This window comes from Thermostichus sp. OS-CIW-33 (assembly GCF_054059615.1).
Window position 1 is genome coordinate 80,060 of sequence record NZ_JBSSCH010000004.1, and the last position, 14,294, is coordinate 94,353.

The window sequence follows — 14,294 nt, forward strand, 5'->3', positions numbered from 1 at the left end:
CGCCGTCTATGGTGGGATCCAGATCCACCGTTCTCCATACCCTTGCCACCATGAATACCGCCGAACTGCTGGTTCGCTGCCTGGAAAATGAGGGGGTGCAGTACATCTTCGGCGTTCCTGGCGAAGAAAACCTGGAAGTCCTGCAAGCCCTGCGCCGCTCCTCAATTCGCTTTATCACCACCCGCCACGAACAGGGGGCCGCCTTCATGGCCGATGTCTATGGCCGGCTGACGGGCAGAGCGGGGGTGTGTCTCTCCACCTTGGGGCCGGGCGCCACCAACCTGATGACCGGAGTTGCCGATGCCAACCTGGATGGAGCGCCCCTGGTGGCTATTACCGGCCAAGTCGGCACCGACCGCATGCACATCGAATCCCATCAATACCTGGATTTGGTGGCCATGTTTGCCCCCGTCACCAAGTGGAATGCCCAGATCGTGCGCCCCAGCATCACCCCGGAGATCGTGCGCAAGGCTTTCAAATTGGCCCAAACCGAGAAGCCCGGGGCCGTCCACATCGACTTGCCGGAAAACATCGCCGCCATGGAAGCCAGCGGCACTCCCTTGAGGAGAGATCGCCTGGACAAAACCTACGCCTCCTATCAAAGCCTGAACGAAGCGGCGTCCCTGATCTCCCGCGCCCGCAACCCCTTGATTTTGGCCGGCAATGGGGCCATTCGCGCCCAAGCCAGCAGCGCCCTCACGGAATTTGCCACCCGCTTGAACATCCCCGTGGTCAACACCTTCATGGGCAAAGGAGTGATCCCCTACACCCACCCCTTGTCCTTGTGGGCCGTTGGCCTACAGCAGCGGGATCTGATCAGTTGTGGCTTCGACCGAACCGATCTGTTGATCGCCATCGGCTACGACCTCATCGAGTACTCTCCCAAGAAATGGAACCCCGACGGCACCATCCCCATCGTTCACATCGCTGCCCTGCCCGCAGAAATCGACAGCAGCTACATTCCGCAAGTGGAGGTGGTGGGAGACATTTCCGACTCCCTGATGGAGATCCTGCGCCGCTGCGATCGCACGGGCAAGCCGGATCCCTATGGCATCAGCCTGCGGCAGAACATCGTCCGCGAGTACACCTGCTATGCCCAGGATCAGAGCTACCCGATCAAGCCCCAAAAGCTGATCTACGACCTGCGCCAAGTCCTGCAACCGGAAGACATCGTCATCTCCGATGTCGGCGCCCACAAGATGTGGATGGCCCGCCTCTACCACTGTGACAAACCCAACACCTGTCTCATCTCCAACGGCTTTGCCGCCATGGGCATCGCCATTCCGGGGGCCTTGGCCGCCAAACTGGTGCATCCTGACCGGCGCGTTGTGGCCGTAACCGGAGATGGGGGGTTCATGATGAACTGCCAAGAGCTGGAAACTGCCCTCAGGGTGGGCACCCCCTTTGTAACTCTCATCTTCAACGATGGCGGCTATGGGCTGATCGAGTGGAAGCAACACAATCAATACAACGAGGCTGCTTTCGTCAAGTTCGGCAATCCAGACTTCGTCAAGCTGGCGGAGAGCATGGGCCTCAAGGGCTACCGCGTCGAAAAGGCTGCCGACCTGATCCCCATCCTGAAGCAGGCCCTCGAGCAGCCGGTGCCCACCCTCATCGACTGCCCTGTCGATTACAGCGAAAACCTTTACCTAACCCAGCGGTCGCAAGCGCTGGTCTGCGAGACTTAGGGGGTGAGGTGGATAGGAATGCGAGATTTGAGCCGAGTTGGGGCATAGTAAGCCCAGGGTTGGCGGCCTCTGGGAAGTCCAGACTTATGTATCTTTACCGTTGACCCTTAGCAGCCAAGTGCAGTGAAATAGAGGCATTGTGGGTGACCCGCCAGCATGAGCGATCTTCCTTCCCCTCCCTTTACCTCGCGCCGCGCCGGCGCTGCCAGCAAAGCTCTGGCCATCGCCAACGTCAGCATTACCCCCTTTGGCCGCAAGTTAAAGGAGCTGGGCTTTGCCGACGATAAGCAGATCCAGGACATCCAAAACGCCCTCAAAGCGGATCGAGAGGGCAACAGCAAGGCCCTGGCTCTGGTGGTCAAGGATATCGTGGGCAAAGAGATCACCCCTGACCTGGAGCGGGCTTACAAACGGCAGCAGCTCTTTGAACTGAAAATCATCTACGGGATCCCCTCCCTGGATGTCGACCTGGAGCCGGTGGAGATCTCCGAGATGATTGGGCTGATCGACTCGATCTTGCCCCTCGACATCTGCAACCGCTACAAGTTCTTGCCCATTCGCCGTCGAGACAATCAGGTGACGGTGGCGATGGTCAAGCCAGACAACCTGCAGGCACTGGACGACATTCAACGGCGCTTCCGCATCCAGGGGCTGAAGCTGCAGCGGCGGGTCTTCACCCAGCGGGATTTCGAGACCCTGATCAACCGCTACATGGATGCGCAGGCGGAGCTGCTGGCCATCAAGGGGATCAACGACGCGGCTGCTGCCCAACAGGAAGAAGAGGTGGTGGTCAACACTGCCGAAATCGATCTGGACAGCATCGAGGATGTGACTGCCGATGAGGTCGGCGAGGGATCCCTGGAGCAGCAGCTCAAATCGGCAGATGATGCCCCGATTATTAAACTGGCCAACCAGATCCTGGTCAAAGCCCTGCAGGAAGGAGCGTCTGACATCCACATCGAGCCACAAGAAGAATACCTGCGCATCCGCTTCCGCAAAGATGGGGTGTTGCGGCAGGCTTTTGAAAACTTTCCCAAGAAGATCGTCCCTGCCCTTACCGCTCGCTTCAAAATCATGTCCAATTTGAACATTGCCGAGCGGCGCATGCCCCAGGATGGGCGGATTCGGCGGGTCTTCAAGGGGCGCAAGGTGGACTTTCGGGTCAGCACCCTGCCCTCCCGCTATGGGGAGAAGATCGTGCTGCGGATCCTGGACAACTCCGCCACCCAACTGGGGCTGGACAAGCTGATCACCGACCCAGAGACCTTGGAAAGCTTCAAGGAGATTGTCAAGCGACCCTTTGGCCTAATCTTGGTGACCGGGCCAACGGGATCCGGGAAAACCACCACCCTCTACTCGGCCCTGGCGGAGGTGAACGACCCGGGCATCAACATCAGCACCGCCGAGGATCCCATTGAATACTCGCTGCCGGGGATCACTCAGGTGCAGGTGATCCGAGAAAAGGGCATGGACTTTGCCATGATCCTGCGGGCCTTCTTGCGGCAAGACCCGGATGTCATCCTGGTGGGGGAAACCCGCGACCACGAGACGGCCAAAACCGCCATCGAAGCCTCCCTCACGGGCCACTTGGTGTTGACCACGCTGCACACCAACGATGCCCCTGGCGCCATTGCCCGTCTGACGGAGATGGGGATCGAGCCATTTATGATCTCCAGCTCGTTGCTGGGGGTGTTGGCCCAGCGCTTGATGCGCCGGGTGTGTACCGAATGTCGGATCCCCTACCACCCCACGCCGGAGGAGCTGGCCCGCTATGGCCTTACCCTCAGTGGCGACGGCGAGCAGCTCACCTTCTACAAAGCCAACAAGCTCTCCCCCAAAGAAGTGGAGCAGCGCAAGGCCACCGGCAAGCCCATCTGCGAGAAGTGTGGGGGCGTGGGCTACAAAGGTCGGGTAGGGGTGTACGAGTTCATGCGCATGAACGACCGCCTTGCGGACTTGATCAACAAAGAGGCCCCCACGGAGGTGATCAAAGAAGCGGCGGTGGAAAGTGGCATGAAAACCCTGCTGGCCTACAGTTTGATGCTGGTGAAGCAGGGCCTCACCACGCTGGAGGAGGTGGATCGGGTGACCCTCACCGACAAGGGTCTGGAAAGCGAGCTGAAGGCCCGTGCCAAGGCTCTCAGCACCTGCCGCAACTGTGGCGCGGCCTTGCATGTGGACTGGATGGACTGCCCCTATTGCCTGACCCCGAAGTTTTAGGAAGTCGGCTTGGCACTTGACGATGTTGGGGTGCCGACTATAACAGTCCTATACAGTTGCCTTTCTCACATGGCTTTGGCCGGCGGCTCTTTTGATAGACAGTTCTACTCGCCTTTGGAGAACCCAACCCTATGCCCCAACTGATGATCGAAGACCTCATGGAAGCAATCGTCCAAAAGGGCGGTTCCGACATTCATATCTCGGCGGGTTTGCCCCCCTACTTCCGCATCAATGGTCACCTTGAGCCGACAGAGCATGAGCCTCTCTCGGCAGAGGAGGTGCAGCGGTTGATCTTCAGCATGCTGAACAACAACCAGCGCAAGCAGCTGGAGCAAAACTGGGAATTGGACTGCTCCTATGGGGTGCGGGGGATCGGGCGCTTCCGCGTGAACGTCTACCGCGATCGCGGCACCTATGCTTGCGCCATGCGGGCCCTGGCTTCTGAGATCCCCAACATCGACAAGCTGGGCCTGCCGGATGTGTGTAAGGAAGCAGCTCGCCTGCCGCGGGGCTTGGTGCTGGTAACCGGCCCAACGGGATCTGGCAAATCGACTACGCTGGCTTCCATGATCGACATGATCAACCGCGAACGGGCCGAGCACATCCTCACCATCGAGGATCCCATTGAGTACATCTACACCCCCATTCGCAGCATCATCCACCAGCGGCAACTGGGGGAAGACACCAAGAGTTTTGCCAATGCCCTGCGGGCAGCGATGCGGGAGGATCCGGATGTGATCCTGATCGGGGAGATGCGGGATCTGGAGACCATCCAGTTGGCCATTACCGCCGCCGAGACGGGCCACCTCTGCTTTGCCACGGTACACACCAGTTCTGCCGCCCAGACGGTGGATCGCTTGGTGGATGTGTTTCCGCCCGAGCAGCAGCAGCAGATTCGCGTGCAGCTCTCCAACTCCCTCAAGGCCGTCTTCTCCCAAACTCTGGCCCGCCGCCTCAATCCCAAGCCAGGAGAGCCTGGACGGGTGCTGGTGCAGGAAATCATGGTGGTGACGCCGGCCATTGCCAACCTGATTCGGGAGGGCAAAACTGCCCAGATCTACTCGGCTATCCAGACGGGGGGCAAGCAGGGCATGAAAACGCTGGAGCAAGATCTGGCTAACCTTTACCTACAGGGCAAGATCGACTTCGATACGGCCATGTCTAAGACCTCTCGCCCCGAGGAGTTGCAACGGCTTTTGGGCAACGTTACCGGGCCCTCGCCAGCCGCGGCTGCCCAGCAACAGCGGCCAGCAGCAGTTGCCGCCCGTCGCTAAACCTCGTTGCCACCAGGCAGTGCTGGGATCCCCGGGTGAGGGTTCATTGCCGATCTCTAGCCGCTGACTTGATTTGTGGCTAAGCTCTAGCTGAGAGATTGTTGATCTGCCCAAGGTTTGGGCTGACTTCTCTTTTGCACCTGCGAAACATTTAAAGCCATTTCGTTATTTAGAGCGATCTAGCCGGGGGTACAGCCATGCCGCGCTACAAGGTTCGGGGGTTAAAGGCCGGTCAGCCGGTACGCCTGACGGTGGTGGCCAACAGCTTGACCGAAGTTCGTGCACGGCTGCGCCGAGACGGGATTTTTGCCAAACAGGAAGACATTCAGGAGGAGAAACCCTTCTTTTCCTTGGATACGTCTTTCGATTTCTCAATGCTGGGATCCATCGACATTCGCGACAAGGCAGTGTTCTCCCGGCAATTTGCTGCCTTGATCAACGCCGGCGTGTCGATGGTGCGCTCTCTCACCATCATGGAGGAGCAAACCGGCAACCCCAAACTCAAAAAGTACCTGCGGGCTATCCGAGCGGAGGTGGAGGCGGGGAAAAACCTCTCCGACTCCATCCGCCCTTATCCCGACGCCTTCGACGGCCTCTACTGCAGCATGGTGCAGGCGGGGGAGGTGGGCGGCGTGCTGGACGAAGTGCTCAACCGCCTGGCCAAGCTGCTGGAGGACATGGATCGCCTGCAGAAGCAGATCAAGTCAGCCATGACCTACCCGGTGGTGGTGACGATCTTGGCTGTCTTGATTTTCTTGGGCATGGTGCTGTTCATCTTGCCCACGTTTGAGAGCATCTACAACGACTTGGGTGGGGAGCTGCCCGCCTTTACCCAGTTTTTCATCAACATCAGCAAGTTCCTGCGCACGCCCCAGTACAGCTTGGGGCTGGTGGGCTTTCTAGGGGCCGTCTATTTTGCTTTCCGGCGCTTTTACCGCACCCCTGCCGGCAAGGAGACCATCGACGCGCTGGCCCTCAAGCTCCCTATCTTCGGGGATCTGATCCAGAAGTCGGCGGTGGCTCGCTTCTGCCGCACCTTTGGCGCTCTCACCCGCTCCGGGGTGCCGGTGCTGACTTCCTTGGAAATTGTGCGCGACACCTCCGGCAACCAGGTGGTGGCCAACGCCATTGACGCCGCCCGCCAATCCATCTCAGAGGGAGGGCAGATTGCCCCTGCTCTGGACAAGGCCAAGGTCTTCCCAGTCATGGCCATTCAGATGATCAGCGTGGGGGAAGAGACAGGGGAGCTGGACGCGATGCTGATGAAGACGGCGGATTTCTACGAGCTGGAGGTGGAGGAGGCGGTACGCGCCCTCACCAGCCTGCTGGAGCCGTTGATGATCGTGATCCTGGGCGGTATGGTGGGCTGCATTATCGTGGCCATGTACCTGCCCATGTTCAACGTGTTCGAGTTGGTGAAGTAGTGGATTGGGCTGACCCTTGAACCCCCAGGGCGGCCAGGGCACAGGGTAGGAGCAACAAAGGAAAGGGATCCCATGCTGAGGCGATGGTTAGCGGCCCTGGTGCTGTTGTTGGGGGTGGGGCTGGCAGTTTTGCTTTCCGAACAGCCGACGGGATCCCTGGTGGGACGGGTGGAGCTACCGGCAGGGGTAGCTCTGGAGAGCGTCCGGGTGATCGCCGCCGGCCCGGCCACTCGCAGCTCCAGCTTGACCGCAGATGGCGAATATCGCTTGGATCGATTGCCTGTTGGGGAATACCAGGTGACGGTGCAGGGGAGCGGCCTGGAAACGGTGGGCAGCGAGGGATCCGTTCTGGTGCGGGAGGGGGCAACGGTTCGGATCCCCACCTTGCGCCCTCAGCTTGTCCCCCCCGGTCTCCATCTCTACAGCACCAGCCAGGTGTTCACGACCGCAGAACCGGCGCGGCTGCAGTGGCGGGCCACCAGCCTGGGCTCGGTGCAGCTCAGCCTCTATCGCTTTTCCCTGGCGGATCTGCAGGGCTCCCCTCTCTTGCGGGATTTGGCGGATGCTGGCTATGGCTCCCTGAATCCGGCTCTGTATCCCACCCTGCGGCGGGAGCTTGTGCGCAGTTGGCAGCAGCCGGTGCCACGACGAGCGGGAGAGGGGTGGACAGCCCAAACCTTGGAGCTGGGGATCCTGCCGCCGGGGGCCTACTGGGTGGAGGCGGAGGGCCGGGAGCCGCTGAATGCGGCTGCACCCTTGCCCCGTTTCGACCATTGGTTTTTGGTGAGCGATCTCGGCCTCATCCAGAAGCAGGATGCCAGCCAGTTGGTGGTGCAGGCGGTGCACCTGCGGGAGCTGCGTCCCCTGGCCGGGATCCAGATCCAAGTTTTCGGGGAGTGGGGGGATCCCCTGACGGCCACCACCGATGCAGAGGGGCTGGCCCGCTTTGGCCTGCCGGCGAGAGAGGGTTCTTCCCTGGTGGTCTATGGCCGCAGTGCCGACAACACCCTGCAGGCTTTGTCCCGCAGCTATGCCTATGGCTGGAACCAGCCTCACCGGATCTACGCCTACACCGATCGTCCCCTCTACCGCCCTGGCCAAACCGTCTATTTCCGCGCCCTGGTGCGAGAGCAAACCCGCCTCACGCCGCCCCCCCCAGGACAAGCAGTGCAACTGACCCTTACGGCCCCCAACGGGGATGTGTTGAGCGAACAAACCCTGGCCACCAATGCTTTTGGCAGTGTCCATGGGGAGTTTCAACTGCCAGAAGAAGCGTCCCTGGGCAGCTACGGCCTGGAGTGGCAGGTGTCAGGGCCGCAGGGATCCAGCCGCGAATACACCTCTTTTCAGGTGGAAGCCTACCGCAAGCCGGAGTTTGAGGTGGCGGTGGTGCCCGACCGACCTTGGCTGGTGCGGGGGGGATCCCTGAAGGTGCAGGTGGAGGCCGAGTATCTTTTCGGCGCGCCGGTGGCCGCTGCCCAGCTCCGCTACCGAGTTTACAGCAGCCCCGACTGGAGCCTGCGCTATGGGCTGTTGCCCCGTTCTGCCGAGGAAGACTATTTCGCCGACGACCTGGGAGAGGAGCAGGGCTACTACGGCGGCTACGGCCAGTTGGTGGCGGAAGGGGAAGGGGTGACGGATGCCCAAGGGCGGGCGGAGTTTCGCCTGGATCGCCTGCTGCAGGATCTCAACTGGGAAGAAGACAGCTACTGGGGCCCCCAAGAGGTGCAGCAGTTGCGCATCGAGGTGGAGGTGACCGATATCAGCCGCCGGACGGTAACAGGATCGGCGCGGGCCTGGGTCACGGCTGGCGAATTTGCTCTGTTTGCGGAAGTGAACCGCCACCTGCCCGCTCCGGGGGATACCCTCACCTACCGGCTGCAAGCCCGCGATTACGATGGCCGCCCCGTCAGCGCCACCGGAGAGCTGAGCCTGGAGCGCTGGCGCTGGGATCCCAAGAGCAACACCTACCAACGGCAAGGTACCCTGCTGCGGCAGCCTTTTCAGATTGTCAACGGGGAAGGCAGCCTCGACCTCCACCTGCCCGCCGACCTGGAGCCGGGAGACTACCGGGTGCGGTTGACGGCATGGAATCCCCGCCGTCAAAGTGCTCCGCACCGCTGGCGCGAACGGGTGCAGGAGGTGGACTATCTCTGGGTGGTGGAGCCGGGCAGCCCCCTACAAAGTTGGGGATCCCTGCCCAGCCTGGAAGTGGTGGCGGATCGGCAGATCTACCAGGTGGGGGAAGAGGCCCAGATCCTGATAGTCTCGCCGCTGCCGGATGTGGCGGTGCTGGTGGGCATTGAGGGATCCCGGCTGCACCAGGTGCAGGTGCTGCGTCTCCAGGGGCATACGGCCACGCTGCGGCTGCCCATCCGCGGCGACTATCGTCCCAATCTCTACGTCACTGCCACTGCCATCGGCCCAGAGCGGCGGCTGTACCGAAGCGAGGCCCTGCTGCGGGTCTCCCCCTTGGATCGCTTTTTGCAGGTGGAGCTGCAAACCGATAAACCCACCTATCGACCGGGCGAGACCGCCCAAATCCAAATCCGCACCCGCGATGCCCAAGGGCAGCCGGTGAGCGCCGAGGTGGGCCTAGGGATTGTGGACAATGCCCTCTACCTATTGCGACCCGACTTCACCCCGGATATTCGCCGCTTCTTCTATGGGCGCCAGTACAACCAAGTTACTACCACTACCTCTTTCCCTCAGCAATATCCCGGCGGTGCCGACAAGCTGGCCGGCCAAGTGCGGGAAGACTTTCGCGATACCGCCGCCTGGTTTCCGGATCTGGTCACCGATGCCGATGGCCTGGCTCAGGTGCAGGTGCGCTGGCCCGACAACCTGACCACCTGGCGCTTGACCGCCCGCGCTGCCACTGCCGACACCCAGGTGGGATCCGCTCTTGCCACGGTCTCAGTCAGCAAAGACCTGGTGGTGCGCTTGGCCGCTCCCCGCTTTTTCCGGGTGGGGGATCAGCTCACCTTGGCGGCCATTGTGCAAAACCGCACGGGTCAAGCCCAAGCGGTGGAGGTGCGGCTGGAAGTTCCTGTTCCTGCCGGTGGGATCTTGAAATTGCAAGGCCCGGAACGACAACGCCTCACCGTGCCGGCCCAAGGAGCGGGGCGGGTGGAATGGCCTCTCCAGGTTCTGGGGGCCGGAGATACCTCTCTGCGGGTCTGGGCGGAAGGGAATGGGCTGAAAGATGCGTTGCAACTGCGGATCCCCATCCAGCCCTTTGGGGCGGCGCATCGCTTCTCCCAAGTGGGCCAACTGGGAACCCCGTCTGGCTTGCGTGAAGGGGAGTCTGGCAGTCTGGAGTTGCCGCTGGATTGGCCCGCCACCTGGGTGCCGGGATCCCGGCAGCTTCACCTGGAACTGGCCGCTAGCCCGGCAGCAACCCTGCTGGGGCCGCTGGATTACCTGGTGAAGTTCCCCTACGGCTGCACCGAGCAAACCCTGAGTCGCTTCTTGCCCGCCCTAGCCGTCGCCCAAGTCAGCGAGCAGTTGGGCTTGAACCTGCGCTGTTGCTCCGCAACGCCGACGCGACCGCAAACCCTGGAGCGGCTGCCTCGAGTGCTTCGATCCGGCTTGCAGCGACTGGAGGGATCCCAGAACTACGATGGGGGCTGGGGCTGGTGGGCCCATGACCGGAGCAACCCCTATCTGACCGGATACATCCTGCAGGGATATCATCTTGCCCAAGCCGCCGGCTATGCCCTCAAAGATTGGCAGGTGCGGCAGGCCTTGGACTATCTGGCCGCTCAACTGGCCCAGCCCCAAGCCCTCTCCCCCGATCTGCAGGCTTTTGTCGCCTACAGCCTGGCCCTCTGGGATCCCGCCTTGGTGACTGCCGACCTGCCGCCGCCGGAGCGGCTCTCCACCTTTGGCCTGGCCTACCATGGCCTGGCTGCCCTGCAACTGGGCCAGAGGGATCTTGCCCAGGCAGCCCTGGATGAGGTTCTGGAGCGGCGGCAACAGGATCCCCAAGGGCGCTGGTTTATCCCGGCTGCCTCTTCCTTGGCAACCCACGAGCGCTCCACCTACGACGACATGGAGGTGGCCGGCCCGCTTTTGCAATTGGCCGTTCGCTTGCAGGATGACCGGGCTGCCCAGATTGCCGAGGCCCTTCTCCAACAGCGGCAAAACAACCGCTGGCGCACCACCAAAGCCACCGCCGATGCTCTCCTCGGCCTGTCCGCCTACTACCAAGCCCAGCAGCAGCAGCTTCCCGGCCCCGGCGAGGTGCGGGTGTTGGATGGGACAACCGGATCCCTTCTCGGTCGCTGGCAGGCCGGCGCTGGGGATCCCCGCTATGGGCTGGATTGGGCTGACGCAGAAGTGGGGAACCTGAGCAGCCTGCGCCTGGAAAAGTCCGGCCCCGGCCCCCTTTACTACAGCTTGAGGGGAGAAGCCTTCGTCCCCAACCCTCTGCCCTCTCAAGCCCAAGGCTTTGCGGTGAGCCGCAGCTACTTCCGCCTACAGCCCCAGCCCCAACCCAACGGGAAGATCCGCTACCGAGAGCAGCCGCTGCGCCCTGGCGACACAGTAAGGGCCGGAGAAATCCTCCTGGCCCGGTTGACGGTGGAAGCCGAGCGGGACAGCCACTACGTGGTGGTCGAGGATCCCCTGCCCAGCGGCGCCGAGATCACCTCCCAGGATCCGCGAGAGTTCACCGGCTTGGCCCCAGACTACTGGTGGGACTGGTTTTGGACCCGCCAAGAGAATCGGGATGACCGCGTGGCCTTTTTCAGCACCGAGCTCAAGCAGGGTCGCCATGAGTTTGTCTATCTCTTCCGTCCGGAGATCCCCGGCCAATTCCAGGTGGCTCCTGCTTTGGCAGAAGAAATGTACGACCCCAGCCGCTATGGCCGCAGCGCCGCTTACTCCCTCGAAGTTCTCCCTTGAATGCCTCGAACCTGCCCACTTGGCCAGAAACGAAGTGACCAGTTGCGTCAGTGTGGCCCAAGGGCTGACGCAATGAGCAGCTGCGCATGGCTGGGCCGCCCCCAAAGCACCTGCTCCTGTTTGTAAACGACCATGCCGGGCGGGGATCCCTTGGGTTTGAACACCAGTTTCGGGCGAGTGTAGACTACCGGCACCTGTTCGCTGAGGCGACCGCGGCTGAAATGGGCCGCCAAATCAGCAGCCGCCTGCAGATCTTCGCTTTCTGCTACAGCCCCGGGGGGCAAGCGCAGCAGCACATGACTGCCGGGGATCTCTTGGGCATGAAACCACCAATCGTGTTCCTGAGCCACGCGAAAGGTGAGCTGATCATTTTGCAGGTTGTTGCGCCCCACCCAAATGGAGAAGCCACTGGGGCTGGTAAAGCGGTGGGGGTTGAAGGTTGCCGGTGAGGCATGTTTTGAGCTCGCCCGCAGAGACTCTGTCCCGCTGTTGCGAGTGGGACTCTCCAAGTAGCGCTGTTCAATCAGCTCGGTCTCAATTTCCTTGAGGGTGGTCAAGTCTTGGGGATCCCGATAGGTTTCCAGCTGCTGTAGAGACGCTTCCACCTGCTCGAGGTAGAGGATCTCTTGGCCGAGCGCCTCTTGTAAAGGTCGGAGGGCATCCTGGGCCCGTTTTTGTTTGCGGTGCTTGCGGTAGTAGGCTTGGGCATTGAGAATGGCATTTTTTTCGGGGTCGAGAGGGATCTTGACCGTCTGGCCGCTGGCAAAATCCGGCAGCTCGATGTGATGCAACCCTGGCCGCCAGAGGTGGAGGTGGGCCATCAACAAGTCGGCAGCCTGCTTGGAGGCTTCCGCTTGGGTGGAGTCGGCCAGCATTGCCTCAAATTGCTCTCGCCGCTGATAGAGCTTTTTCAGCAGGGTGGATACCCTTTGCAGCAGACGGTGGCGCTCTCGCTCAAACTGTTCGCGGTTAAGCTGAGCCTGGTAGTAGCCTTCCAGAAGTTGGTGCAGATTGAGTCGAGAAGGTTGTTGCAGGGACTCCGTCCCGCTAACGGGAACGGCACCGCTTGCCCAGCCGAGAACGGTGTATCCCTGGGGAGTGGGAGCTGGGTCAAACTGGCCTGTTTCCAGACGGGTTAACCAGTCTTGCCACCTGGCAAACAGTGCCTGCCAATCCTGGGCAGAGAGGTGATCGGTGGAGGTTTGCGGCGGGATCCCAGCCTGATGGCACATCGCTTCCACCAAGTGCCGACTGAGGCCGCGATAACAGCGCAACAGCCGTTGGCCGATGGGGCCAGGGATCAGGGCGACGCGCTCTTGCCACCAGGAAAAGGGCTCGGATCGCTGCGGGATCGGGTCGGTTAGGGCCGGAGGAGCCTCGTAGGGCAGGCCCGGCTGTACCGGACGGATTCGCGATTGGCGCTCGCTTACCCCATGGCCACTGGCCAAGATCATGCCCGCCTCGTCCACCAAAATGGCATTGCTGTGCTTGCCCATCACCTCCAGGTAGAGATGGCGATAAGGGGGATCCCCGGGCCGAGGGGCAAAGCGCAAGTCAATCACCCGTTCCCAATCCTCCAGCAGAGCCAGCTCCGTCAGAGCCAAACCCTTCAGGTGCCGTTGGAGGAACTGGCTAAATTGAAAGCCATCCGGCTCTTTGGGAGGAGGCTGACAGAGGTGGAGACGGGCCGCCTGAGGATGCCAGCACAACAGCAAGCAGGGGCGGGCAGTGAGGGTGCGCAAGCCAATGACCACCGTCCACAGATCGGTCTGTTGGATCCATTCCACGCGGGCAGGCAACACTGGATCCCGACCTGTCTTAGCCTGGGTTAGATCGGCGAGCACAGCACGCAGGGTGGTTAAATCAACCGGCTGCATCCCTGTTGCTCCTTCGCTACGCAATGCTCAGGCGGCTGGTCTGAGGCTGGCTTATTCTGACCCTTGGCCCGCAGATCCGACGCCCCCGACAGATGTTGAGACGGGTCTGGAGTGGCTGGTGAAAAACTCTGGGCAAGTTTTACCGGGTAGTTTCACCACCTCTATCCCTATGGTGCTCCGCACCGCCGAGGCGACTGGCTGGGCAGGAGTATCCAACTCGGCAGAACAGAAGGGGTTGACCGCCTAATCTTCGTCCTCATCTTCTTCCTCATCTCCGTCTTCCCATTCCTCATCGAGATCCAGCAGCAGGGCATAGAGCTGATCAAAAAGCTCTGGCGGCTCATCGGGGGTGAGCAGGTAGGGATCCCCTTCGTCAGGCAGAGCGGCGTAGAGCAAAACGGGATCGAGGGGGGTAAAGATGCCGTATTTCTTCTCTTGGTAGAAAAAGGTAGCTAGCAGTTGAAACTCCTGGGCATCTTCCTCGCTCTCGCCCAGCTCGAACACATCTTCCTCTTCGACTGGGGGCAATTCCCCCTGAACCGTGAGGATGTCGAAGCCATTTTGCTGCAAGGTGAGGTTCAACTCCCCCAAGACAGCCTGGATGGTGGGCAGGGTAGCCTGTAGCTCTTCGGGATCCGGCTCGTCCAGGATCCCTTCCATGTTGGCATCGCCGTTCACCGCTTGGCTGGGTTCTTCTTCCCCTTCCCAAACCAGCACTTTGATCACAGCATCAACGGGAGTCACCAGAGCATAGGTCTGCTCATCGATGACCACCTGCCGCAGGATCTCGCACTTGAGAGGCTGGTTTTGCTCGTCGCGGAGCACCAAGGTTTCATGGGATCCAGTCATTGAAAACAGCCCAGGAAAGATGGGGGTGTACAGAAGCTCATTCTCCCATGTTCT

The 14,294-nt window shown here is 61.2% G+C and carries 7 protein-coding genes; 5 read left to right on the forward strand and 2 right to left on the reverse strand.

What is annotated here, in order from left to right:
- Window positions 1-50 precede the first annotated feature (50 nt).
- The 5 genes from ACVWZG_RS04060 to ACVWZG_RS04080 all read left to right on the forward strand — a co-directional run bounded on the left by ACVWZG_RS04060 (window position 51) and on the right by ACVWZG_RS04080 (window position 11,514).
- Entirely contained in the window at window positions 51-1,688 is a 1,638-nt protein-coding gene (locus ACVWZG_RS04060) for an acetolactate synthase large subunit (protein WP_457406446.1), read from the forward strand.
- Window positions 1,689-1,844: 156 nt separating this feature from the next.
- Complete coding sequence (locus ACVWZG_RS04065) at window positions 1,845-3,908, forward strand: GspE/PulE family protein (protein WP_457406371.1); 2,064 nt, start codon at window positions 1,845-1,847, stop codon at window positions 3,906-3,908.
- A gap of 131 nt (window positions 3,909-4,039) precedes the next feature.
- Window positions 4,040-5,182 carry a type IV pilus twitching motility protein PilT gene (locus ACVWZG_RS04070; RefSeq protein WP_238376760.1) on the forward strand — a complete coding sequence of 381 codons (1,143 nt, stop codon included), beginning with the start codon at window positions 4,040-4,042 and terminating at the stop codon, window positions 5,180-5,182.
- A 197-nt stretch (window positions 5,183-5,379) separates the two neighbouring features.
- Window positions 5,380-6,606 carry a type II secretion system F family protein gene (locus tag ACVWZG_RS04075; RefSeq protein ID WP_011433722.1) on the forward strand — a complete coding sequence of 409 codons (1,227 nt, stop codon included), beginning with the start codon at window positions 5,380-5,382 and terminating at the stop codon, window positions 6,604-6,606.
- Between the two features lie 72 nt (window positions 6,607-6,678).
- On the forward strand, window positions 6,679-11,514 hold the full coding sequence (locus ACVWZG_RS04080) for an alpha-2-macroglobulin family protein (protein WP_457406370.1): 4,836 nt from the start codon (window positions 6,679-6,681) through the stop codon (window positions 11,512-11,514).
- A gap of 47 nt (window positions 11,515-11,561) precedes the next feature.
- Here ACVWZG_RS04080 and ACVWZG_RS04085 read toward each other — a convergent pair whose 3' ends face one another.
- Both ACVWZG_RS04085 and ACVWZG_RS04090 read right to left on the reverse strand, forming a co-directional pair.
- Window positions 11,562-13,391: an Rqc2 family fibronectin-binding protein gene (locus tag ACVWZG_RS04085; RefSeq protein ID WP_457406368.1), complete on the reverse strand. Its 1,830-nt coding sequence runs from the start codon at window positions 13,389-13,391 to the stop codon at window positions 11,562-11,564.
- Window positions 13,392-13,634: 243 nt separating this feature from the next.
- Entirely contained in the window at window positions 13,635-14,240 is a 606-nt protein-coding gene (locus tag ACVWZG_RS04090; RefSeq protein WP_457406367.1) for a DUF3727 domain-containing protein, read from the reverse strand.
- Window positions 14,241-14,294 lie beyond the last annotated feature (54 nt).

Excerpts from the sequence above, each read along its gene's own strand:
- ACVWZG_RS04060 (WP_457406446.1), top strand. The coding sequence starts at position 51 with ATGAATACCGCCGAACTGCTGGTTCGCTGCCTGGAAAATGAGGGGGTG.
- ACVWZG_RS04065 (WP_457406371.1), top strand. The coding sequence starts at position 1,845 with ATGAGCGATCTTCCTTCCCCTCCCTTTACCTCGCGCCGCGCCGGCGCT.
- ACVWZG_RS04070 (WP_238376760.1), top strand. The coding sequence starts at position 4,040 with ATGCCCCAACTGATGATCGAAGACCTCATGGAAGCAATCGTCCAAAAG.
- ACVWZG_RS04075 (WP_011433722.1), top strand. The coding sequence starts at position 5,380 with ATGCCGCGCTACAAGGTTCGGGGGTTAAAGGCCGGTCAGCCGGTACGC.
- ACVWZG_RS04080 (WP_457406370.1), top strand. The coding sequence starts at position 6,679 with ATGCTGAGGCGATGGTTAGCGGCCCTGGTGCTGTTGTTGGGGGTGGGG.
- ACVWZG_RS04085 (WP_457406368.1), bottom strand. The coding sequence starts at position 13,391 with ATGCAGCCGGTTGATTTAACCACCCTGCGTGCTGTGCTCGCCGATCTA.
- ACVWZG_RS04090 (WP_457406367.1), bottom strand. The coding sequence starts at position 14,240 with ATGACTGGATCCCATGAAACCTTGGTGCTCCGCGACGAGCAAAACCAG.